General features: G+C 65.6%; 25 protein-coding genes and 3 tRNA genes. 19 read left to right on the forward strand and 9 right to left on the reverse strand.

Translation table 11 applies throughout. From position 1 onward, the window contains the following. Position 1: 1 nt before the first annotated feature. Positions 2-532 carry a GNAT family N-acetyltransferase gene (locus A6F68_RS13210; protein ID WP_198152612.1) on the reverse strand — a complete coding sequence of 177 codons (531 nt, stop codon included), beginning with the start codon at positions 530-532 and terminating at the stop codon, positions 2-4. A gap of 96 nt (positions 533-628) precedes the next feature. Between A6F68_RS13210 and A6F68_RS13215 the strand changes: the two genes are divergently transcribed. Then, positions 629-1303: a CDP-alcohol phosphatidyltransferase family protein gene (locus tag A6F68_RS13215; protein ID WP_067681066.1), complete on the forward strand. Its 675-nt coding sequence runs from the start codon at positions 629-631 to the stop codon at positions 1301-1303. A gap of 4 nt (positions 1304-1307) precedes the next feature. On the opposite strand, the gene A6F68_RS13220 is transcribed toward A6F68_RS13215, so the two are convergent. Further along, positions 1308-1778, reverse strand: coding sequence for a DUF6456 domain-containing protein (locus A6F68_RS13220; RefSeq protein ID WP_067681069.1), 471 nt, complete (start codon positions 1776-1778; stop codon positions 1308-1310). A gap of 84 nt (positions 1779-1862) precedes the next feature. On the opposite strand from A6F68_RS13220, the gene A6F68_RS13225 reads away from it, so the two are divergent. Together A6F68_RS13225 and A6F68_RS13230 are read left to right on the forward strand one after the other, a co-directional pair. After that, positions 1863-2435, forward strand: a complete 573-nt coding sequence (locus A6F68_RS13225; RefSeq protein ID WP_067681072.1) for a helix-turn-helix domain-containing protein — start codon at positions 1863-1865, stop codon at positions 2433-2435. A 5-nt stretch (positions 2436-2440) separates the two neighbouring features. Then, entirely contained in the window at positions 2441-3622 is a 1182-nt protein-coding gene (locus tag A6F68_RS13230; protein WP_067681074.1) for a glycosyltransferase, read from the forward strand. On the opposite strand, the gene secF is transcribed toward A6F68_RS13230, so the two are convergent. The 3 genes from secF to yajC are packed head-to-tail and all read right to left on the reverse strand — an operon-like array spanning position 3619 to position 6556. Beyond that, positions 3619-4599, reverse strand: a complete 981-nt coding sequence (gene secF, locus A6F68_RS13235) for a protein translocase subunit SecF (protein WP_067681077.1) — start codon at positions 4597-4599, stop codon at positions 3619-3621. The genes A6F68_RS13230 and secF overlap by 4 nt on opposite strands. A gap of 15 nt (positions 4600-4614) precedes the next feature. Continuing rightward, positions 4615-6213 carry a protein translocase subunit SecD gene (gene secD, locus A6F68_RS13240; protein ID WP_067681080.1) on the reverse strand — a complete coding sequence of 533 codons (1599 nt, stop codon included), beginning with the start codon at positions 6211-6213 and terminating at the stop codon, positions 4615-4617. Positions 6214-6232: 19 nt separating this feature from the next. Further along, complete coding sequence (gene yajC, locus A6F68_RS13245) at positions 6233-6556, reverse strand: preprotein translocase subunit YajC (protein WP_067682683.1); 324 nt, start codon at positions 6554-6556, stop codon at positions 6233-6235. A gap of 211 nt (positions 6557-6767) precedes the next feature. On the opposite strand from yajC, the gene A6F68_RS13250 reads away from it, so the two are divergent. Together A6F68_RS13250 and A6F68_RS13255 are read left to right on the forward strand one after the other, a co-directional pair. Next, positions 6768-6844, forward strand: a tRNA-Pro gene (locus A6F68_RS13250). A gap of 139 nt (positions 6845-6983) precedes the next feature. Further along, positions 6984-7298, forward strand: coding sequence for a hypothetical protein (locus tag A6F68_RS13255; RefSeq protein ID WP_067681083.1), 315 nt, complete (start codon positions 6984-6986; stop codon positions 7296-7298). A gap of 56 nt (positions 7299-7354) precedes the next feature. On the opposite strand, the gene A6F68_RS13260 is transcribed toward A6F68_RS13255, so the two are convergent. Then, positions 7355-7597: a DUF6356 family protein gene (locus A6F68_RS13260; RefSeq protein WP_067681086.1), complete on the reverse strand. Its 243-nt coding sequence runs from the start codon at positions 7595-7597 to the stop codon at positions 7355-7357. A gap of 115 nt (positions 7598-7712) precedes the next feature. On the opposite strand from A6F68_RS13260, the gene A6F68_RS13265 reads away from it, so the two are divergent. Beyond that, the gene (locus A6F68_RS13265; protein WP_067681089.1) at positions 7713-8177 is read left to right on the forward strand and encodes an Lrp/AsnC family transcriptional regulator; all 465 of its coding nucleotides are present in this window, start codon (positions 7713-7715) and stop codon (positions 8175-8177) included. Here the strand turns inward: A6F68_RS13265 and A6F68_RS13270 are convergent, their stop codons facing one another. Together A6F68_RS13270 and A6F68_RS13275 are read right to left on the reverse strand one after the other, a co-directional pair. Further along, positions 8178-9176: a LacI family DNA-binding transcriptional regulator gene (locus A6F68_RS13270; RefSeq protein ID WP_232308152.1), complete on the reverse strand. Its 999-nt coding sequence runs from the start codon at positions 9174-9176 to the stop codon at positions 8178-8180. A 27-nt stretch (positions 9177-9203) separates the two neighbouring features. Beyond that, positions 9204-10958: a DUF885 domain-containing protein gene (locus A6F68_RS13275; protein ID WP_067681092.1), complete on the reverse strand. Its 1755-nt coding sequence runs from the start codon at positions 10956-10958 to the stop codon at positions 9204-9206. Between the two features lie 136 nt (positions 10959-11094). Here A6F68_RS13275 and A6F68_RS13280 point away from each other — a divergent pair, with 136 nt between their 5' ends. The 8 genes from A6F68_RS13280 (at position 11095) to A6F68_RS13315 (ending at position 16482) form a co-directional block, all read left to right on the forward strand. Continuing rightward, on the forward strand, positions 11095-11508 hold the full coding sequence (locus A6F68_RS13280) for a holin family protein (protein ID WP_067681095.1): 414 nt from the start codon (positions 11095-11097) through the stop codon (positions 11506-11508). Positions 11509-11569: 61 nt separating this feature from the next. Then, positions 11570-11875 (forward strand): hypothetical protein, encoded by a 306-nt coding sequence (locus A6F68_RS13285; RefSeq protein ID WP_067681098.1) that lies wholly within the window; start codon positions 11570-11572, stop codon positions 11873-11875. 38 nt (positions 11876-11913) lie between these two features. Further along, entirely contained in the window at positions 11914-12351 is a 438-nt protein-coding gene (locus tag A6F68_RS13290) for a type II 3-dehydroquinate dehydratase (protein ID WP_067681101.1), read from the forward strand. 69 nt (positions 12352-12420) lie between these two features. Next, positions 12421-12909 (forward strand): acetyl-CoA carboxylase biotin carboxyl carrier protein, encoded by a 489-nt coding sequence (gene accB / locus A6F68_RS13295; protein ID WP_067681103.1) that lies wholly within the window; start codon positions 12421-12423, stop codon positions 12907-12909. Between the two features lie 7 nt (positions 12910-12916). Then, positions 12917-14263, forward strand: coding sequence for an acetyl-CoA carboxylase biotin carboxylase subunit (gene accC / locus A6F68_RS13300; RefSeq protein ID WP_067681106.1), 1347 nt, complete (start codon positions 12917-12919; stop codon positions 14261-14263). A gap of 61 nt (positions 14264-14324) precedes the next feature. Beyond that, on the forward strand, positions 14325-15713 hold the full coding sequence (locus A6F68_RS13305) for an arginine deiminase family protein (RefSeq protein ID WP_067681108.1): 1389 nt from the start codon (positions 14325-14327) through the stop codon (positions 15711-15713). Positions 15714-15937: 224 nt separating this feature from the next. After that, positions 15938-16150 carry a cold-shock protein gene (locus A6F68_RS13310; RefSeq protein WP_067682690.1) on the forward strand — a complete coding sequence of 71 codons (213 nt, stop codon included), beginning with the start codon at positions 15938-15940 and terminating at the stop codon, positions 16148-16150. A 77-nt stretch (positions 16151-16227) separates the two neighbouring features. Next, the gene (locus tag A6F68_RS13315) at positions 16228-16482 is read left to right on the forward strand and encodes a hypothetical protein (protein ID WP_067681111.1); all 255 of its coding nucleotides are present in this window, start codon (positions 16228-16230) and stop codon (positions 16480-16482) included. Between the two features lie 3 nt (positions 16483-16485). On the opposite strand, the gene A6F68_RS13320 is transcribed toward A6F68_RS13315, so the two are convergent. Then, complete coding sequence (locus tag A6F68_RS13320; RefSeq protein ID WP_067681115.1) at positions 16486-16953, reverse strand: Lrp/AsnC family transcriptional regulator; 468 nt, start codon at positions 16951-16953, stop codon at positions 16486-16488. A gap of 215 nt (positions 16954-17168) precedes the next feature. On the opposite strand from A6F68_RS13320, the gene A6F68_RS13325 reads away from it, so the two are divergent. From A6F68_RS13325 to A6F68_RS13345, 5 genes are all read left to right on the forward strand, one after another. Beyond that, complete coding sequence (locus A6F68_RS13325) at positions 17169-18881, forward strand: histidine kinase dimerization/phospho-acceptor domain-containing protein (protein ID WP_067681118.1); 1713 nt, start codon at positions 17169-17171, stop codon at positions 18879-18881. 67 nt (positions 18882-18948) lie between these two features. Next, entirely contained in the window at positions 18949-19947 is a 999-nt protein-coding gene (locus A6F68_RS13330; protein ID WP_067681121.1) for a polysaccharide deacetylase family protein, read from the forward strand. Positions 19948-20000: 53 nt separating this feature from the next. Continuing rightward, positions 20001-20077 (forward strand) — tRNA-Ile (locus A6F68_RS13335). A gap of 20 nt (positions 20078-20097) precedes the next feature. Next, a tRNA-Pro gene (locus A6F68_RS13340) sits at positions 20098-20174 on the forward strand. 490 nt (positions 20175-20664) lie between these two features. Further along, positions 20665-22113, forward strand: a complete 1449-nt coding sequence (locus A6F68_RS13345) for a M10 family metallopeptidase (protein WP_067681124.1) — start codon at positions 20665-20667, stop codon at positions 22111-22113. Positions 22114-22202 lie beyond the last annotated feature (89 nt).

Below are 22202 nucleotides of genomic sequence, written 5' to 3' on the forward strand. Positions count from 1 at the left end.
GTCAATCGCGGACGAAGAGACAGCATCCGTCCTCTCCGCCGTAGTCGGTCGCGGCCAACCGGAAACCGCGCTTTTCCAGTATCGCGATAGACCCGGCGTTGGCCCTGTCGACCGTGGCGCGGACCGGAGCGACCCCCTGCGCCGCGGCAAAGGCCACCAGCGCATCGACGATCTCGCTTCCGTAGCCCTTCCCCCAGTGGCGGGCCGCGAGGCCGTAGATGATCTCCTCGCTGCCGTCGCCGGGCCGCGCGAAACCGGCCCAGCCGACGAGTTCGCCGCTCGCGCGCTCCACGACTGCGCCGGTGCCATAGCCGAACGTCGCCAGGTTTTCTCTCGAACGCCGCACCCACAGGGCGGCGTCTTCGGGCGAGAGCGGGCTGCCATCGCCGACGAACCGCGCGACCATGGGGTCCTGGAACAGCGCCACCAGCAGTGGCTCGTCGGCGGGCTCGAAGGGCCGGATCGACAATCGTTCGGTTTCGAGGGTCGAATTATGGATCACGCCGGGTTTCTGGACGAGGCGGGCGCTCATGGCCATCCCCGCTCGGACAGTATCGGCCCCGACGGGGCGAGCTGCCCGATTGCGAATTCACTTGCCGTTCACTGCCCTTGGCGCGATGCGCCGCACATGACGGAACCGTTACAGAGCCCGCGCCGCATCCAGCGCAACGTGCTCGCCGAAAGCGAGAAGCGTCTGCTTGCCTGGATATGCCCGCGGCTGCCCGCCTGGGTGACACCGGACAAGCTGACCTCGCTGGCGCTGATCGCGGCCGTCGCGATCGGGCTCGGGTATGCGCTCAGCAACCTCCACCCCGCCTGGCTCGTCCTCGCGGTGGCGGGTTACTTCGTGCACTGGTTCGGGGATTCGCTCGACGGGACGATCGCCCGCTTCCGCAGGATAGAACGGCCGCGCTTCGGCTATTTCATCGATCACAGTGCCGATGGTTTCGCCGCCTTGCTGATCCTCGGCGGTATCGGCGCGAGCCCCTATCTGCGGGTCGACGTCGCGATGTTCGCGGTCGTCGCCTACCTGCTGCTCGCGGTGCACACTTTCCTGCTGGCAAAGGTATCGGGAGATTTCCCCCTGTCGCATATGGGCGCCGGGCCGACCGAGCTTCGGATCATCCTCGTCGCGCTGACGATCACGATGGGCGCGCTCGGACCCGACGTCGGGCGGATCGCGGGCTTCAACGCCTTTGACATCCTGTTCGGCGGGCTTGCGGTGGTGCTGATCGGCATATTCGTCGTCCAGACCCTGCGCGTGGGAAGAAGCCTCGCCGCAGCCGACCGCCTGCAACCCTGACCGCTCACCCTATCCGGTAGAAATCCGCCACCCGGTCGAGCGCGAGCCGCAGCACGAGCTTCCCGCTCCGCGCAGGCCACTCCAGCGCGCGCTCGGCGTCCGGGAGGCTTTCGCCCGCGCAGACGACGCGCCAGAGCACGTCCTCCAAGCCCTTGCCCGCGGCCGCCAGCGCACGATCGAAGCGGTCTTTCGCGGCGATCTGCTTTTCGCCGGGGGTCAGTCCCGCGTCGCCCGTCGTCTTCACCCGAACCGGGTCCCAGCGCATCGTCACACTCGGCGCGAGCTGGGCGCGCTCGTAGTCCGCCCGCAACCGCTCGCCGGCATCGAACAACCGGTCGTCGAGATGCCCACGGGCGTGGAGCCACGACAACGGAGATTCGGCAAGGTTGACCGTGACAGACCTCCTCCCCTTCGTCGGAGCGGCGCCACGGCGCGGGCCTTCACTGGTCAGTTCGCGTTCGACGAGACGGCGCATCCGGTTCTCCTCCTGATCGAATCGCCGCTTGCCAAATCGGATGACGTGTAGGAAAGTGAAAACCGATTTGGTTAGGAGATCGCAGTGATCAATCGCATTCGCGACATCCGTCACGAGAAGGGCATGACCTTGGCCGAGCTCGCCGAAGCGTGCGATCCGCCGACCACCGCCCAGACGATCGGCCGGCTCGAGACAGGCATGCGCAACCTGTCGATCAAGTGGATGGACCGCATCGCTGGTGCGCTTGGGGTGGACCCGGAAACACTCGTGCGATCCGAAGGCACCGTCCGCGCGCAGGTCGTCGCCTTGCTCGGCGAGACGGGGCCGGAAGCGCTGACGGCACAGCGCGACGCCCTGCTCCCGACCGAGCTTTCCGGTGACGACATTCGCGTAGTCCTCGCGATCGAGGCAAGCGCGGGCGAGTATCGCGCAGGCGACCAGCTGTGGTTGCGGCAGATCGCGTCGGACGACGCAGGCATGGCGATCAATCGCGACGTCCTTGTCCCGAAGAAGGGCGGCCGCTTTGCCTTCGGCCGATTGATCGACCGGCAGGCGGGGCGCGTGGGAGTCCTGCCATTGGGCCCGGGCCAGAAGCAGCAGGTCATCGAAGACCCGGCCTGGATCGCGGTTGCCGAGATGCTGGTGCGCCGGCTTTGACGGCGATGCGCCGTGTCTTGAGCCTTGCGACGCTCTATCCCAACGCGGTGAACCCGCGTTTCGGTACCTTCGTCGCGCGCAGTCTCGAGGCGCTGGCGGCACGCGGGGACTGGCAGGTCACGGTGATCAATCCCATAGCCCTGGCCCCAGTGGCGCTTGGCCGGTACGCCGCGCTGACGACCGCTGCCGTTGGAGGGTTGGAGCGGGGCGTCGAAGTGCACCGCCCCGTGTTCCGGACGATCCCCAGCCTCGGCGCTCGCTTCAACCCGGCGCTCATCGCCCGCAAGATCCTGCCCCTTGTCCGCCGCCTCCATGCCGAGAACGCGTTCGACATAGTCGACGCGCAGTTTTTCTATCCGGATGGCCCCGCCGCGGCGCGCCTGGCCCGCGAGCTCGATCTGCCATTGTCGATCAAGGCGCGCGGCGCGGACATCCATTACTGGGGCGCGCGGTCCGACACGCGAAGCCAGATCGTCGAGGCTGGGGCGCGGGCGGGCGTCCTGCTGGCCGTGTGCGGCGCGCTCGCGGACGACATGGCGGCGCTGGGTCTCGAGCGAGACAAGATCACCGTGCATTACACCGGCCTCGACCGCGACCGCTTCCGCCCGCTGCAGCACCCGCAGCTTCGCCGTCGGCTCGGCCGCGAACTGGGGATCGCGCTTCCCGATGCCGCACCGGTACTGGCGACGGTCGGAGCGCTGATTTCCCGAAAGGGCCAGAGCCTCGTCATCGACGCGCTTGCAGGCTTGCCGGGCGATTGCATCCTGCTGCTCGTCGGAAGGGGCGACGACGAGGCTACGTTACGACGGCGCGCCGCCGAGCGCGGTGTCGGAGACCGGGTCCATTTCCTCGGCAGCCTCGATCACGACCTGCTTCCGCTGGTGCTGTCCGCGGCCGATGCGATGGTCCTGCCGTCCGCCAGCGAGGGCCTCGCCAACGCCTGGGTCGAGGCGCTGGCCTGCGGGACTCCGCTCGTCATCACCGATGCGGGCGGAGCGCGCGAGGTGGTGACAACACCCGAGGCAGGACGGATAGTGGCCCGCGACGCGAGGGCGATCGCGGAAGGGGTGCGCGAACTGCTAGCCGATCCGCCGTCGCGCGACGCGGTCGCGGCGATGGCGGATCGTTTCAGCTGGCAGGCCAACGCAGCCGCGCTGGCCGAGCACTACGAACGGCTGGCAGGTTAGGCCGTCTCGCCCCGCGCGATCCGTTCCGCCTTGTCCGACGCGTCGGCCTGCGGAACGAAACTGTCGCTCTTCACGCCCATCCAGATGAGCAGCGGCGCAGCCATGTAGATCGAGCTGTACGTCCCGATGAAGATGCCGAGCGTAATCGCCGCGGTCATACCGAACAGGCTGGCGGGGCCGAACGCTAGAAGCGGAATCAGCGCGATCAGCAGCGACAGGTTCGTCATGACCGTCCGTGAGAGCGTTTCGTTGACCGAAAGGTCGAGCAACTCCGGGATCGGCATCTTGCGGAACTTCTTGAGGTTCTCGCGGATGCGATCGTACACCACGATGGTGTCGTTGAGCGAGTAACCGATAATTGTCAGGATCGCGGCGACGATGTTGAGATCGAATTCCAGCTGCGTGAGGGCGAAGAAGCCCAAGGTCAGTGAAACGTCGTGGAACAGCGCCAGAAGCGCGCCGACGCCGAACTGCCATTCGAACCGCACCCAGATGTAGATCGAGATCGCGACCATCGACAGCAGCAGCGAGAGAAGTCCCGTCCGGAAGAGCTCTTCAGACACCTTGCCGGATACGGAATCGACCCCGTCGATGCGAACGTCCGGGAATTCGGCCTTGAGCGCACCGGTGATCCGGTTGGCCATGGTGTTGGCAAGATCCGGCTGGGCCTCCGAGCCCTCCGGCAGTTTCATTCGGATCGACGCCTCGTTGTCGGCACCGAACCGCTGGATGATCGGATCGCCGTAGCCGAGCTTCGCAATGGTATCGCGCATCTGGGGAACGGGTGCCTCAGCCTGCCCGACGAAGGTGGTGCGGATCATCTGGCCGCCAACAAAATCGACGCCGAGATTGAGTCCCTGGAATGCCACGAGCGCCCAGCTCGCCAGAATCAGCAGGCCGGATACGATAAAGAACGGCATCCGCCATCTGAGAAAGCTGATGTTCGTATCGTCGGGAACGAGCTTGAGGAGTTTCATGTCTGGCGCCCCGGATCAGATGTTGATGTCACTCGGCCGCGCCCTGCGCAGCCACCCGGCGACCCACATGCGGGTGATGGTCACCGCGGTGAAGACCGAGGTAACGATTCCGATCACGAGCACGACCGCGAATCCCTTCACCGGCCCCTGACCGAACAGGAACAGCAAGGTGGCCGCGATCACGTTGGTGATGTTGGCGTCGAAGATCGCCCGGCTCGCTTCCTTGTAGCCGTGCTCCACCGCCGACACCACGCTTCGGCCGCGCCGTCGCTCCTCGCGTATGCGTTCGTTGATCAGTACGTTCGCGTCGACCGCAGCGCCGATCGTCAGCACGAAACCGGCAATACCCGGAAGCGTGAGGGTGGCGTTCATGACTGCCATCACGCCCATGATCATCAGGACGTTGAGGACCAGCGCGATGTCGGCATAGATCCCGAACCGCCCGTAGGTAACGATCATCAGCAACAGGACGAGCCCGGTGCCGATCCCCATCGCGATCAGGCCGGAGCGGATCGAGTCGGCGCCGAGATCGGGTCCGACGGTGCGTTCTTCGATCACCTTGAGATCGACCGGAAGCGCGCCCGATCGCAGCGCGATCGCAAGCTGGTTGGCGCTCTCCACCGTGAACCCGCCGCTGATCTGCGCGGTACCGCCGCGGATCGGCTCGTTGATGTTCGGCGCGCTCAGCACCTTGTCGTCGAGGATGATCGCGAACGGCTTGTTGACGTTCTGGGTAGTCAGGCGTGCGAACTTGGCCGCCCCCTGCTGGTCGAACTGGATGTTGACGACCGGCGTATTGTCGCGAGAGTCAAACCCTTGCTGGGCTCCGACGAGATTGTCGCCCTTGATCCCGCCAAGCCGGCGCACGGCGATCGAGGTCCCGGCACCGGGCGAACCATCGGCGTAAGGATAGATCTGGCTGCCCGGAGGAGCGTTGCCCGCGGCGATGTCGCTCGGCAGCGCGTTGAGGTCGACGAGTTTGAATTCGAGCTTCGCCGTCTGACCGATCAGCGCCTTGAGTGCCTCGGGGTCTTGCTGGCCGGGCGCCTGAACGACGATACGATTTTCGCCTTGCCGGATAATCGTCGGCTCAAGCGTGCCGATCGCGTTGATGCGTCGGTCGATAACGTCCTTGGCGCTGTCCATCGCCTGATTGAGCGCCTCGTCGAGGCCCTGCTGTGTCGGTGTCAGGACGAAGCGGGTCTCGTCGACCACCGCCAGCGACCATTCGCGCGTTAGGCCGGTGCCGTTGACGAGCGGCAGCATCAGCTCGCGCGCCCGGTCCACGTCGGCCGCGCTCTCGACCATGAAGGTCAGTCGGCCATCGCGGGTCGAAACGTCGCCGATGCGGATCGACGGTTCGGCCTGGCGCATCGCCGTGCGGACCGACTCCTCCATCGTCTCGAGCCGCTGCGCGGCGATCTGCGAGGTATCGGCTTCGAGCAGGATGTGACTGCCGCCCGCAAGGTCCAGCCCGAGGTTGATCGCCGGGTCGGGCAATTCCTCGGGCCATGCGATGCCGCCAAGCGAGGCCAGAGATGGGAGGGAGGCGATCGAGACGAGGAGAAGCAGGCTCCAGAGCCAGATCCTCTTCCACCGCGGGAAATCGAGCATGGGTGCGAAGCGCCTTTAATCAGTCGTTGGCGGCGGCGGTGCCGCCCGGCGGGATCACGTCGCCGATGGTATGCTTGACTGCCTTGACCTTGACGCCCTGGCCAAGTTCGAGATCGACATAATGCTCGTCGACCTTGAGCACCTTGCCCACGAGACCGCCGGCGGTGACCACCTGGTCGCCCTTCTTGAGCCCGGCGACCTTTTCGCGGTGCGCCTTCTGCTGGCGCATTTGCGGGCGGATGAGCAGGAACCAGAAGATCGCGATCATGCCGACGATCGGCAGCCAGCTGATCCATACGGGGGGCGCTTCGGCGCCGGCCGTGGCGGCGAGTATATCGAGCATCGTCAGTTCGGTCCGTTCGAACGAATGGAGGGTGCCGGTCAGATGGCCAGTTCCAGATAGGAAACGGCCCGCCGGCGGCAATGGGCGCGCGCCTAGCAGCATCCCCGAAAGAGGGCAATCGCACCGCAACCGTTGCCCCGCGGACACACCCTGCGCCTCGCCGCTTGCCATGCGAAATGACGCGACCTATAGGCGCGCGCTCCACTGGTCTCGGGACGTAGCGCAGCCTGGTAGCGCATCACACTGGGGGTGTGGGGGTCGGAGGTTCGAATCCTCTCGTCCCGACCAGTGGTTTCCTCTTTCGTCAGCCGTCATCGCCGAAACATCGGCGATTCATCGGCTCCCCATCATGGGCTTCGAGCCCGTTCTGCGGTTCTCCTGCATTCCGCGGCGCCAGATAGCGGTCCGCGCAACAAGGAGAATTCCGATGCGACTTGCGACAATCACTTTCGCTCTCGCGGCCACGGCGCTGGCAACCCCTGCGCTCGCCAACCATATCCTCAACCTCGACACACCATACGCAAGCCGCGGCGCCTGCGAAGCGGCGGTGGCGCAGTTCAGCGCCGAAGATCGCGAAATGCTGCTCGATCGATTCCCCACCTTCTTCCACCGCAACGGCGACGTGGCGAGCTTCCTGACCCGGGCGTTCACCTGCGAATTCGAATCCGCCGAGCAGGCATGGTTCATTCACGATCATCGCGGCGAAATCCTCGCCAGCGAATGGTTCCAGCGCAAGCCCTAGCGCGCCGGGCTCCGGGGAGGCGTCCTCTCTCGTCACGTCTCCCCGGTTCGCGAAGATCAAATCACGAAGTCGAGGATCCCTGGCATCGGCTTGGTGCGATTGACGACCATCCGGTCGTGCAGCGTGGCGATCTGCCTGCTTCCGGTCTTCACGAACAGGAAGGGCAGCAGGCCGTGAAGGATGCACGCGAGCCCGCCGAGGACCATGCGAAACCCGAAGCCGCTGGCATGGACGAGATGCTCGCCATAGGTCTCGCCGACCGAGGCGGGATGTTCGTTGAAGATTTCGACCAACCGCATGGAAGTCCCCTCTGAATGACGTGAGGCTTCTATCACATCATCCGGCCAAATCGTTCCCAAAGTTCCTCGATTGTGGTATAGAGATTGGCATTGCATCCCATGATTTGGCGGTTTTGTGGAACTAGATTCTCTCGATTGGAAGATTCTCGACGTCCTCCAATCGGACGCGTCGCTGCCGATCCAGGCGATCGGCGAGCGCGTGGGCCTCTCGACCAACCCGTGCTGGCGACGGATCAAGCGGCTGGAGGATGCCGGCATCATCGCCCGCCGCGTTGCGTTGCTCGATCCCGTCAAGGTGGGCCTGCCGACGACCGTTTTCGTCGCTATCCGCACCAACCGGCATGATCCCGAGTGGCTCGCCGCCTTCGCCGAAGGCATTGCCGCGATTCCCGAGGTCACCGAGTGCCACCGGATGGCGGGAGAGGTCGACTACCTGCTCAAGCTGAGCGTGCGCGACATTGCGCATTACGACCGCATCTACCAGCGCCTGATCGGCGAGGTTCCGGGCCTCAACGACGTGAGTTCGAGCTTTTCGATGGAAGCGATGAAACGGACCACGGCGCTGCCGCGCCCTGACTGATCAGCGCGGCGCGCGGACGCTGCCCCGCTCGATCAGCCGCACGGGGACCCGGCGGGTGGGCTCCTCGTCCGGGTCGCAGATGCGCGACACCAGCGCGCGCCCGGCCTCGGCGAAATCCGGCTCTATCGTGGTCAGCGGCGGATGCGAATGCACACCGGCGGCGAGACCGTCGAACCCGATCACCCCGAAGTCCTCCGGCACGCGCACCCCTTCGCGGTCGAGCGCTTCGAGCGCGCCGAGCGCGATGGCATCGTTGGCCGCGAACACCGCGTCGGGCGGCTGCTTTGCGGCGAGCAGGCGGGCAATCGCGTCGCGGCCTCCGGCGACACGATCGTCGCCCAGCACCTCCAGCGGGTCGGAGACGGGCAGGCCATGCCGCACCAGCGTATCCCGATACCCTTCATACCGTTCGGCGAACTGCGGATGCTCGCTGTCGACCGTGCCGAGAAAGCCGATCCGGCGATACCCCGCAGAAACCAGCCGCTCGACCGCCATGACGGCGCCTTCGAAGTTGCTCGCGCGAACCCACCGGTCGTCGTCGAACGGCGCGCCCCAGACGGCGACCGGACCTTCGGGCGCGGTTTCCAGCAGGTCGTTCCAGGCAGCGCGGTTGACGCTGGTCCCCATCACAACGAGACCGTCGGCCTGACCTTGCGCCACGTAGTTCCAGCTGAAGCTGCCTTGTTCGGACTGGAACGAGACCAGCGACTGGTAGCCGCATTCCGCCGCGGCAGCGCAGGTGCTGCCGAGCAGAGCGTAATGGAAACCGCTGACCCGCGTCGGATCGAAACCGGCGCGGCCGACGACGACCACCGCAAGCGTGCCCGTACGCCCGCTGCGCAGGCGCGCGGCGCGGGCATCGACGTGATAGCCTAGGGTCGCCGCGGCTGCCTCCACCCGGGCGCGGGTCTCCTCGGTGATCGACGGCGAGCCGGCGAGCGCGCGGCTGACCGTCGACTGGCTCACGCCCGCCGCTTCGGCCACGTCGAACGATGTCACCCGAGTCCTTCGCACCCGCCCCTCCCGTCAGTCGTATGTTACCCCGGCGAGCCCCTGGCCGCCATCGGCAATGAACGCTTCGATGCGCGCTTCGAGTTCGGGCAAGGGCACCGAGCCCAACGCCAGGACAACATCGTGGAACTTGCGGATGTCGAAGCGCTCGCCGAGCGCCTGTTCCGCCTTCGACCGCAGACGTCGAATCGTCATTTCGCCGAGCTTGTAGGCGAGGGCCTGGCCGGGCCACGAGATGTACCGATCGACCTCGGTCCCGACTTCGTGTCGCGAGAGAGCGGTTCGGTCGGCGAGATAGGCGACCGCGCGGTCGCGGTCCCAGCCGTAGTGATGGATGCCGGTATCGACCACCAGCCGCACCGCGCGCCACATCTCGTACGAAAGTCGGCCGAAGCGCTCTTCGGGCGTGCGGTAGATGCCCATCTCCTCTCCGAGGAACTCGGTGTAGAGGCCCCACCCCTCGCCCATGCCGGAAAAGTAGATGTTGCGGCGAAACTTCGGCTGGCCGCCCTGCTCGAGCTGGAACGCCATCTGGAAGCTGTGCCCCGGAGCGCACTCGTGCAACGTCAGCGCCGGAATGTTGTAGAGCGGCCGCGAGGGAAGGTCGTGCGTGTTCATCTGGCACGCGTCGAGCCCGCCGCGCCCGGCGGTGTAGAACGGAGCGATCGCATCGGGTACCGGGCGGATGGTGAAACGGCGACGCGGCAGGAAACCGAAATAGTCCGTGAGCCGTCCGTCGACCCGCTTGGCTACATAGGAAGAAACGCCCATCAGGTCGTCGGGCGACGTCGCGATGAAACGCGGATCGGTGCGGAGCTTCTCGGTGAATTGCGCGATCGTTCCGTCGAAACCGACCTCGGCCATGATCGCGCGCATTTCGCTTTCGATCCGTGCGACTTCCTGCAGGCCGGTGCGGTGGATTTCCTCCGGTGAGAGATCGAGCGTGGTATATTGCCGGATCTGCTGGCGATAATACGCCTTTCCGTCGGGCATGGCTTCGGCCGCGAGTGTGCTGCGCGCCGTGGGAAAATACTCGCCGGTCAGGAAGTCGCGCAGCTTGCGATACGACGGCACGACCGCTTCGGCGATCGCTGCGCGACCGGCGAGCTGCAGACGCTCGCGATCGGCATCGGCGAACCGGGCAGGCATCTGCTCGAATGCCTTCCAGAACGGGTTGTCGGCGAAATCGACATATGGTGCGAGGCTCGTCTCACGGCCGACAAGCGTGACGCGCGGGACGCTGAATCCGCGGTTCAATCCGGCGCGGGCATTCGCGATCTGCTCGTCGAAATAGCGTGGCAGCGCGCGCATCCGGGCAATGTAGCGTTCGTACTCCTCGACGGTCTCGTAGCCGCGGCGCGCGTCCCAGTACGACCAGAAGTTGCTGTCGCTGTCGAATGGCATTTCCCACTCGGAAAAGCGGGCATCCTCGATCGCTGCGGTAAGGACGGCGCGAAGGACGGCGGCGTTGACCTTCTCGTCCGGCGAAAGGCCCGCGACGCCGATCGCGTCCAGCCGGTCACGAAATTCGGCAGCCTTGGCGGCACGCGCGCGGTGCGCCGCCGCAGTCGAAGACGGGATCGTCGCTCCCGGCTCCAGATCGCCATCAGCACCTTCGATCGAACCGCGGTCGGCGACCTGCCACACCCAGTACTCGTCGTAGAGTGCCTTCAAGCGTTGGTCTGCAACGCTCGCAGTGTCTTGCGCACAAGCAGGAGAAGCGACCAACAATCCGGCAACAGCGGCGACTGCGAAGATGAGGTTGTTCACGTTGGCTCCCCTGGCGGGGCTTTCTTGAGAACGTGAGCGACCCAAGTCAAATGCTATCGAAGTTCACCATTACGGAAAAATAGTTTTCCTACACAAACCTATCTGGTTATCGGTGGAGCATAGCAGGAGATCACCCATGCCCGTCCTCGAAACGCTCGTCGGCCCCATCGCTTCGATCATCGACAAGATCATTCCGGACAAGGAGGCGCGGGCCAAGGCCAAGCTCGCCTTGCTCGAACTCGAAGGCACACACGAACTGAAGCAGATCGAGGCGCGGCTATCGGCCATCGTGACCGAAGCCCAGTCCGCGGACCCCTGGACCAGCCGCGCACGGCCGAGCTTCCTCTACGTGATGTACGCGATGCTGCTCTTCGCGCTCCCCGTAGGCCTGCTGTCGCTGTTCCTCCCGGATGCCGCCGGCCGCATCGCGGGTTCGATGACCGCCTACTTGCGCGGTCTGCCCGACGAACTTTATGCGCTCTTCGGCACCGGCTATCTCGGCTACACCGCGGCGCGGCAGTGGGGAAAGATAAAGGGCGTGGAGGCCTGAGCAGGTGAAACCGGTATCATTTCGCACTTGCGAAAGCGCGGGAAATGCATAGCTTGCTGCAATGCAACAAGACGAGAAGATCGCCCTCTGCTCGCTCGCCATCGATCGCCGGGCAGCGCTGAAGGCCACCTACAACGCCATCCCCATCGAATGCCACCCGCACCAGCTCATCGAGCGCAACGGGACGGTGTACCTGCGCGCATTCAATCCCGCGAAGAGCCGCCTCGAAACCGACGATGCCGCGCTGGGCATGTTCCATCTCGGCGGCCTGTCCGATCTCTCGCTGTGTGGATACGCGTTCGAACCGCTGCCGCCGGCCGCTGCGTCGACCCAGCGTTCGGACGACAAGGTGCTCGTGTCGCTCTGACGGCTTGCGCGGTTCATCGGACGCGTTAATCCCGCCCGATGGCCAGCAACCTCGTCTACGTCCTTAACGGACCGAACCTCAACCTGCTCGGCACGCGCGAGCCGGAAATCTACGGCTCGGCCACGCTCGACGATATCGCCGGGATGCTCGAGGATAGGGCGCGCGAGCTCGGCCTGGAGGTAGACGTGCGCCAGTCGAACCATGAAGGCCACCTCGTCGACTGGCTGCACGAAGCGCGCGCCGAGGGGGCGAAGGCCGTGCTGCTCAACGCGGGCGCCTATACCCACACATCGATCGCGCTGCTCGATGCGATCAAGGCGATCGGGGTTCCGGTGATCGAGGTCCACCTGTCGGATCCCTCCACCCGCGAGCCGTTCCGTCACCTGTCCTACGTGGGCATGGGCGCCGTGGACGAGGTCAAGGGTCTCGGGCCGCAGAGCTACATCGTCGCGCTGGAAAAGGCGGCCGCGCTCTAGCGTCCCGCTCTTGCCACCGCGCCCAACCCCGCGCATAGGCCGTGGCTTCAAATCGCAAAGAGGCATCTAATGGCCGATAGCAAGGGCGCCGCCGGGCGAAGCTCGGGGATGAATGTCGATACCGGGCTCGTACGCGAGCTTGCAGAACTGCTCGCAGAAACCGGGCTTACCGAAATCGAAGTCGAGGATGGCGACCGCAAGGTCCGCGTTGCCCGCGGCGGTGTGGCGGTCGCTGCACCGGTGGCGATGGCCGCTCCCGCGCCGGCCGCCGCGCCTGCGGCCGCAGCCGCTCCAGTGCCGGCTGCCGATGCAGCTCCGGACGTATCCGGCGCGCTCAAGTCGCCGATGGTCGGCACCGTCTATCTGTCCGCCGAACCGGGCGCGGCGCCGTTCGTTTCGGTGGGTTCCACGGTCAAGGAAGGCGACACCCTCGTCATCATCGAGGCGATGAAGGTCATGAACCCGATCGCCGCGGACAAGGCCGGCACCATCAAGGCGATCCTCGTCGAGAATGCCCAGCCGGTCGAATTCGACCAGCCGCTGGTCGTGATCGGCTGACGATAGCATGGGTATTTCACGGATCCTGATCGCCAATCGGGGCGAGATCGCGCTGCGCATCCACCGCGCTGCGCACGAGATGGGGATCGAGACGGTCGCGGTCCATTCGACCGCCGATGCCGATGCGATGCACGTCCGCCTGGCCGATCACGCGGTCTGCATCGGGCCGCCGCCGGCGAGCGACAGCTACCTCAACGTCGCGGCGATCATCTCCGCTGCCGAAATTTCCCAGGCCGACGCGATCCACCCGGGCTATGGTTTCCTGTCGGAGAACGCCAAGTTCGCCGAGATCGTCGAGGCGCACGACATCACCTGGATCGGCCCCAAGCCCGAACACATCGTGACGATGGGCGACAAGGTCGAGGCCAAGCGCACCGCCGGCAAGCTCGGCCTGCCACTGGTGCCCGGCAGCGACGGCGCGGTGAGCGACGTCGGCGAGGCCAAGAGGATCGCCGCCGAAATCGGCTACCCGGTCATCATCAAGGCCGCGAGCGGCGGCGGCGGGCGCGGCATGAAGGTGTGCGAGAGCGAGGACACGCTCGAGACGCTGATGAGCCAGGCGGGCAGCGAGGCCAAGGCCGCGTTCGGAGATGCCACGGTCTATATCGAGAAGTACCTCGGCAACCCGCGCCACATCGAATTCCAGGTGTTCGGTGACGGCAACGGCAACGCGGTACATCTGGGCGAGCGCGACTGCTCGCTCCAGCGCCGCCACCAGAAGGTGCTCGAAGAAGCGCCTTCACCCGTCATCACCCCCGAAGAGCGCACGCGGATGGGCGACATCTGCGCCAAGGCGATGGCCGACATGGGCTATCGCGGTGCGGGCACCATCGAGTTCCTGTGGGAGAACGGCGAGTTCTACTTCATCGAGATGAACACCCGCCTTCAGGTGGAGCATCCGGTGACCGAGGCGATCACCGGCCTCGACCTCGTCCGCGAGCAAATCCGCGTTGCCGACGGCAAGCCGCTGTCGGTCACGCAGGACGACATCCGGTTCACCGGTCACGCGATCGAATGCCGCATCAATGCCGAAGACCCGTGGACATTCGCGCCCTCGCCGGGGCTGGTTTCGGCCTATCACGCGGCGGGCGGCATGCACGTGCGGGTCGATAGCGGGCTCTACGCCGGCTATCGCATACCCCCTTACTACGACAGCATGATCGCCAAGCTGATCGTCTACGGCCGCACCCGCGAAGGCTGCATCATGCGCCTGCGCCGCGCGCTGGAGGAAATGGTCGTCGAGGGGGTCAAGACCTCGATCCCGCTGCACCAGGAGCTGCTACGCCAGCCCGACGTGCTCAGCGGCGACTATTCGATCAAGTGGCTCGAGGAGTGGCTGAAGGAGCGCGGCTGACGCGCCTGTTTGCTTTTTCCCGTCGTCCGTGATTTCCTCCGTTTTTCAAGGGGGGCGGGCAATGATCGACAGGCGGGAATTCGGCGCAGGCGGATTGGCGGCACTCGCGGCGGGCCTCATTCCATCAGGAGCGCAGGCGCAAGCGGGAGGCACCCCTCCCCTCACGAGCGACATCGGCCGGCTCGCCCGCGTCCTCGTTCACAGCTTCGTCGAGGGCGACCACCCGGTGGACATCATCGGCGATGCCCTGCTGCCCGACGCGGAAGCCGATTACGGGTCGGTCGCGCGCCAGCATGCCGCGCTCAACGACCTGCTCCGCGCATCGGGCGCCGAGGTGGTCGAACTGCGCGATGCGCTGGCTGCGGCGATGGACGCCACACGGTCGTCGGGCGTACTCGCAGCCTGGGTCGACGAGGCATTCCCCCGCCTCGGTGCGCGGGCGAGCGAAGTCACCGCCGAACAAGTGCTCGGCCGCGATCCCGACCAGCGATTCCGCCTGGGGCCCGACGGCGCCTATCGCCATGCGCAGAACGATTCCTCGTCGACGATCTGGACGCGCGATTCCGCTTTCATGACGCCCAAGGGCCTCGTTATCTGCAATTCCGCCTCGCAGCGGCGCCGGCGCGAGAACATGCTGCTGCGCTTCGTCTATGCGCACTCGCCCATGCTGAAGGACGTGCCGATCGCGATGGACGCGGTCGAGGAGGGCATGATCATCGAGGGCGGCGACGCCATGGTGGTGGAGAAGAACCTCCTGTTCCTCGGCACCGGCAATCGCACCGACCCGCGCATCGCGCCGGTGCTGGCGCAGCGGCTCGACATGGACGTGCTGGCCGTCCAGACGGTCGAGAAGGAATTTCTCCAGATGTCGTGGCCCGGCGGATCGATGCCGGCGCGCGAACTGCGCATCCTGCTGCTCCACCTCGACACCTTCTTCACGCTGATGGCGCCGCGGCACGGCTTGACCGTGCCCTATTTACTGGAAAGCGAGTTTGCCGAGAGCAGCCCGATGGTGCGTTTCATCAAGGGCGCGCGCGCCGATACGCGGCTTGAGGCAGACGAAGCGGAAGCCGGGCTCGACATGCTCAAGGGCTTCGGGTCATTGAAGCTGTTCCGCCGCGGCACCGGCGCCGAGGAAAAGGTCGAAGGCAAGCTCGTCGACCACCTGCGACGCCTCAAGTGGAAGCTGACCTGGGTTGGCGGCGCGCGTCCTGCAGACAGGCAGGAGGCCTTTGCGCACTTCATGGCGGTCGCCTACCCTGAACTGCGGCGACAGGCCGCGAACGTCGTGCAGGCCACGCCCGGCCGGGTCATCGCCTATGCCGGAAACCCTGCGACCAAGGCGGCGATCGAGGCGGAGGGCTTCGCGGTCGACACCTTCCCGGGGCGCGACCTGTGGGCCTGGCATGGCGGACCGCACTGCCTGACCCAGCCGTTGCGGCGCAGCTGACGCAGCGCGATTAGGTGTATCGAGACTTCCGTGCTACAAGGGCGCCGCTGACGTCGAAATTTGCGACGGACTTCGAGATTTGACGACGCCGCTTGCCCCCACCCAGAGGGTCCGGGCCCCGGCGAAAACCAGACGACGACTTCCTTTCAACTGACGATTTGACGCACGACCCGCCGGGCATGTCGCCCGGAGGGCAACTGACGCGTTTCTTGAAAGGAAACACCATGAGCAAGACCGGAACCGTGAAGTTCTTCAACCTCGACAAAGGCTACGGCTTCATCCAGCCCGACGACGGTTCGGACGACAGCTTCGTCCACATCACCGCCGTGCAGGCCGCCGGCATGCAGTCGCTGAACAAGGACCAGCGCCTGAACTTCGAAGTCGAGCAGGGCCGCAACGGCAAGGCCAGCGCGGTCAACCTGTCCGCCGCGGACTGATCGTCGCTTCACGAAATGCTCCCTCCGCGCCCCGCGTGCGGGGGGAGTTTTCGTCCAACCACCAAAGGGAAACCCAGATGAGCCAGACTTTCGAATTCTACGACGCGCGTGCGCGGGAAGCCGAAGCCGAAGCGGACAAGGCGACCCTCGACAACGTGCGCGACCGCAACTTGCGCGCCGCGAAGACCTGGCAGGCGCTGGCCAACCAGGCGAAGCGGGTGATGCTCGACCGGGCCAAGACCGAGCGCGAGAAGGCTGCACGCCGCGCCGTCGAGGCGGCCGATGCCGCCGACATCCAGGACGTGATCGACGCGGCCGACGAAGCCGCCTGACGGCTAATCCTCGAGCGGGACGCCGGGCTCGTGCTTGGCGGTGCGGATCGTCAGGCTGGTTTTGACGCTGTCGACGTTGGGCGCCGGCGTCAGCTTGCTGGTCAGGAATTCCTGGAAGCTCTGCAGATCCTGGCTGACGATCTTGAGGATGAAATCGATCTCGCCGTTGAGCATGTGGCACTCGCGCACTTCGGGCAGCGCCTTCATGTGATCCTCGAATTCGCGCAGCGCGCTTTCGGCCTGGCTCTTGAGGCTGACCATCGCGAACACGGTGATGGCGAAGCCGAGTTTCGACGGGTCCAGATCGGCATGATAGCCGCGGATGACGCCTTCTTCCTCCAGCGCGCGAACGCGGCGCAGGCACGGCGGCGCGGTCAAGCCGACGCGGCTGGCGAGTTCCACGTTGGTCACGCGCCCTTCGGCCTGCAATTCCGCCAGCAATTTCCTGTCGATACCGTCGAGATTGGCCATAACCGCGCCCCCGGACTGCGCCGAACCCGGGTAGATTCCGGGCAATTAAGGCGACGCTGAGTCGCGCCGCCGGATAATTTTATTATTCCTGCCAGCAATTGTCCCGCTTTGCAACGCACGTCCCTTGGCCGGTGTGCCTCGCCCGCGCGCGTGGTAGCAGGCCACGTCGGCGTTGCGTCCTTCATTCAGGGTCGTATCGCCATAACTGGAGCGCCATGCATTTCGACGATCGCCTTGCCACGGTCCTGCGCCACCGCGCTGCCGGCGAGCGCGCGGCGCGTACCCAGTTTCGGCAGTTGCTCGACCTGCTCGGCAGCCGGCGGCACGGGCGCGACGAAAGCCTGCTGGCGGCGGCATGGCTGCGGCTCGCCGCGCTGGGCGAAGCGCTCCCTTCCGGCGAGCGCGCGGCGATGATCCGCGAGCCGGGGCTGCGATTCCGCAATCCCGAACTGGCGCTCCACCTTGCCGAGGACGAGCCCGAAGTCGCCGCCGCGGCTCTCGGCGTCGCGCAGCTGACGGTCGAGGACTGGGACGCATTGATCCCCCGCCTTCCGATCCGCGCGCGCGGATTCCTGCGCCTGCGCCGCGACTTGCCGCGGCCGACACAGGACCTGCTCGAACGCCTCGGCATCCGGGATCGGGGCCTGCCACGTCCGGACAGCGAATTCGCCAGCGAGGAAGAAACGCTCGAGCTCGCCGTGGAGGCCACCCCCATACCGCTCTCGCTGCGGCCGATCCCCGCCAACGACCTGGCCGACGATGCGCCAGCCACGGCGCCTGCGCCCGCAGTGGCGGCCGACGACAGCGAGATCGGCGCGCTGGTCAAGCGCATCGAGGCCTATCGCAAGACCCGCGCATCCCGCATGGCGGGAGAGGATGACCCGCGTCTCCCACTCGGGGAACGAGCCGAAACGACACTCTCCTCTGCCGTCACCGGCTTCGCGTTCACCACCGATGGCGAAGGCCGGATCGACTGGGCCGAGCCACGCGTCGCACCGATGGTCGTGGGCGCACTGCTCGCTCCCGCAACCGGCCGATCGCAACGCCTCCAGCCGATAGTCTCCCAAGCGACCGAACTCGCGGGTGCCCCGGCCATAGCGGGAGACTGGGTGGTCGACGCCGCTCCGCGCTTCAGCGAGGCCGGCGGGCGTTTCCTTGGCTACGCGGGTCGCTTTCGCCGCCCCGCCCCGCCAGAATTCGCCGTGCCGCCGGTCGATCCCGCGGCCGACCGCATGCGCCAGTTGCTGCATGAACTGAAGACGCCGGTGAACGCGATCCAGGGCTTCGCAGAAGTCATCCAGCAGCAGCTTTTCGGCCCTGCACCGCACGAATACCGGGCACTCGCGGCCGCCATCGCGGGGGACGCGGCGCGCATCCTCGCCGGGTTCGACGAACTCGACCGGTTGGCGAAGCTCGAGACAGGCGCGCTGGTCCCGCAGTCCGGAGATGCCGACTGGTCCGCGATCGTGAGCGGCCTTGCCGGACAGCTCGACGAAGTGCTGCGCCCCCGCGGCGCGCGTTTCGAGCTGGCCGCAGCCCCGGGTCGCATGCCCGTTCCGCTCGACGCGAACGAAGCCGCGACGCTCGGCTGGCGCCTGCTCGCCACGCTGACAGGAGCGGCGGGCGCGAACGAGGTCATCGCGCTGACCCTGGAACCGGCACCGGCAGGCATCCGGCTCGCTGTACGCCTTCCCGGTGCGCTAGCTGGCGCGGACGACGTGTTCGCGGCAGACGGGCGCGCCGGCGGCGGGGCGGTGAGCGCGGGGATGTTCGGCGCCGGCTTTGCATTGCGGCTGGCCCGCGCCGAGGCCCGTGCGATCGGGGGCGACCTCACGCGCGAAGGCGACACGCTCGTCCTCGTCCTGCCGCGCTTGACCGCGGCGAGCCGCGAAACTAGCCCGGTCGCGGCCGACGCAGCGCACGGGTAGCTGTCCGGCCGGGTCGCACCGCGGACTACACGCTGCGGTATTCACGATGCGACCAGGGGGCAACGAAATGGACCGGCCACTGACCGAACCGCCAGAGCCGGGTCGCACGGCGCGCTTTCGCACCGGTTTCGGGCAGCGAGTCCTGCTGACGGTCGACACCGAGGAAGAATTCGACTGGTCGGGACCTTTCACCCGCGATCGTCACGGGCTGACCCATGTTCCCGCGATCGCGCGATTCCAGGAATTCTGCGAAGGGCTCGGGGTATCCCCGGTCTATCTCGTCGATTGGCCGATCGCGACCAACGCGCTGGCCGTCGAGATCATCGGGGATGCGGTGCGTGCGCGGCGGGCCGAAGTCGGCATCCAGCTCCACCCCTGGGTCAACCCACCCTTCGACGAGGAGATTTCGGTCCGCAACAGCTTTGCGGGCAACCTGCCGCCCGAGCTCGAACGAGCTAAATTCATGGCCCTGCGCGACCGGATCGAGCAGGCGTTCGAAGTCCAGCCGCTGATCTATCGCGCGGGCCGGTACGGCCTGGGCCCGCAAACCGCCGGGCTGCTGCGCGATGCGGGCGTGGCGATCGACACTTCGGTGCGCGCCAACTACGACTACAGCGCGCAAGGCGGGCCGGACTACCGGAACCACCCGCTCGAACCGTACTGGGTTGATAGCGCGCGCACCCTGCTGGAACTGCCCCTCACGACGGTGTATTTCGGGCTGCTGCGGCGCCAGGGCCGGCTGATCCAGCGCGTCGCCGCGCACATGCCCCACCTCCCCGGCATCCTGTCGCGGCTGGGCCTCGTTGAGAGGATCGCGCTGACCCCGGAAGGGGTGACCGCGAGCGAGGCGATCAAGGGCATCGACATGGCGCTCGACGATGGCCTGCCGATCCTGGTGCTCAGCTTCCACAGTCCCTCGCTCGCGCCGGGCAACACCGACTACGTGCGCGACGCGCGCGATCTCGACCGACTCTACGACTGGCTCCGCCGGGTGTACGATTACCTCGATCTGCGCGCGGTCGCTTCAACCACGGTCGCCGAGATCATGGACAACGTCGAACGCTGATCCGCTTGCCAGCCCGTTCGTGCACGTCTAGGCGCGCGGCACCGGATTCCGGAGGGCCTGTAGCTCAGTTGGTTAGAGCTGGCCGCTCATAACGGCTAGGTCGCGGGTTCGAGTCCTGCCGGGCCCACCACCGGACCGGTCCGAAAAGGTCGGGGAGTAGCGCAGCCCGGTAGCGCGCCTGCTTTGGGAGCAGGATGTCGCAGGTTCGAATCCTGTCTCCCCGACCAACCGGCCGCAGGACGGTTGGGAGTGAGAGAGACATGATCGGCGCAGCCAATCCTGTCTCCCCGACCAGTTTCGATTGGACAAGATCGTCCGGGGGACGATCTTGCGTCGAAACTCCCGAGCGAAAGCGAAGGGGCGGCCGCAGGGTGGTTGGGAGTGAGAGACCATAGATCTATCATCGCCTAGGGGCACGCCGTACCGAGCAAACAAATAACATCATGGGGAGTGCGCGCGACATTTTGTAAGTTTCAGAACCATCCGAAATGCTGGTTTGTTTCTTAACTACGCCAAACAATTGTTAGATCGAGGTTGCGCTTCTGCAACAACGGGTGTCGATTACCGGTACCTTCGGAAATTTATCCTTAAAAGCATTGACTCTTGAACGTCGGACCGGAAGAAATCCGGTCACTGGCCGGTCTGGGGACGGGCCCTTCATGCACCATCGGGAGGCTTTGGACAGAAATGGCTTATTTACGACAACGCGCGGATGTTTTGCTGAAAAATACCACGATCGATTCCATCGGTGGGCCCGCCGAACTGCGCAATCCGGACCCCGATGGCGACGGCATCGCGTTCAACGGCAAACCGGTCTATTCGACCGAAGAGGCCGCGGCGCAGCTCAACCGCGACGGCGCCATCTGGCCGGTCAAGAACGGCACGATCACTTATTCCTTCGCGGAGCATGCGCCCGGCGGGCAATACAACAATCCCAAGCTCTACGACGCACTCGGCTCGTACATCGAAGGGTTCGTGCCCTTTACTTCCGAGCAGCGTGACGCCACCCGCGAGGCGATCGCGTTGTGGGACGATCTGATCGCGGTCAAGTTCGTCGAGAAGAACGGGTATGGCGCCGACATCGTCTACATGAACACGTCCACCGGACCGGCGCAGGCATCTGCATTCACGCCCTTCTATCAGGGAGGCCATGGGCGCTTCGCCAAAATCCAGGGCGACACGTATATTAACAGCGATCAACCGGACAACTTCGATCTCGATTACAGCGGGTACGGGTTTTCCACACTTGTTCACGAAACGGGTCACGCCATCGGTCTGGAGCATCCCGGCGACTACAATTTTGGCAGCGGACTCCCCATTTCCTACGCCAAGGACGCCGAATACTTCCAGGATTCGTATCAGTTCACGATCATGTCCTATTTTAACGCCGGAAACACCGGTTCGAAGGGCTATGTCAATTGGGCGACCGGGGGATTCTTCCAGACGCCGCAAACCCCCATGCTTCACGACATCGCGGCGGTCCAGGCGATGTACGGCGCCGATACGACGACCAGGACGGGCGACACAACTTACGGGTTCAACTCGACGGCGGATCGCGACGTCTTCGACTTCTCGACCAACATCAACCCGTTCCTGACGATCTATGACGCGGGCGGGCACGACACACTGGACCTTAGCGGTTGGACCCGCAATTCGGTTCTCGATCTGCGCGAGGGGGAATTCAGCAGCGGTTTCGGACAGGTCGTCAACGCCGCTGAGCTCAACGCACTCTACGGCCTCAATCTTACCCAGGCTTTCTGGGACGCGCTGTTCGAAGGTCGCACCAGCAACCCCGGGTTCCTGTCGGACAACATCGGCATTGCCATCGGCACGGTGATCGAGGACGGCATTACCGGCAGCGGCAACGACCGATTGATCGGCAACGCCGTCGGAAACGTGCTCAACGGCGGCAAGGGCAACGATATCTACACCGGCAACGCGGGGGCGGACACTTTCGTAATCGGCGAAGCCGGGTTCCTCGACACCATTACCGACTTCAAGTCTGGCGAGGACAAGCTCGATCTCAGCGCGCTGAGCACCGATGCCTCGCACGTCCAGGCAGTGGGTCTCGATCTGCTGATCGACCTCGACGGCAACGGTGTGGCCGATCTCATCATCCGCTCGCAGGGCGATGCGATCCAGACGTCGGACATCCTGTTCGGCTGATTCGGGTTGCAATTTCCCGCTCAGGCGGGTCACGGGCGGTCAGTTCCGGTCATCCGGTACTGGCCGCCTCGCGTTTTTACCGTGGTTGC

This window comes from Tsuneonella dongtanensis (assembly GCF_001698205.1).
Taxonomy (GTDB): Bacteria; Pseudomonadota; Alphaproteobacteria; order Sphingomonadales; family Sphingomonadaceae; genus Tsuneonella; species Tsuneonella dongtanensis.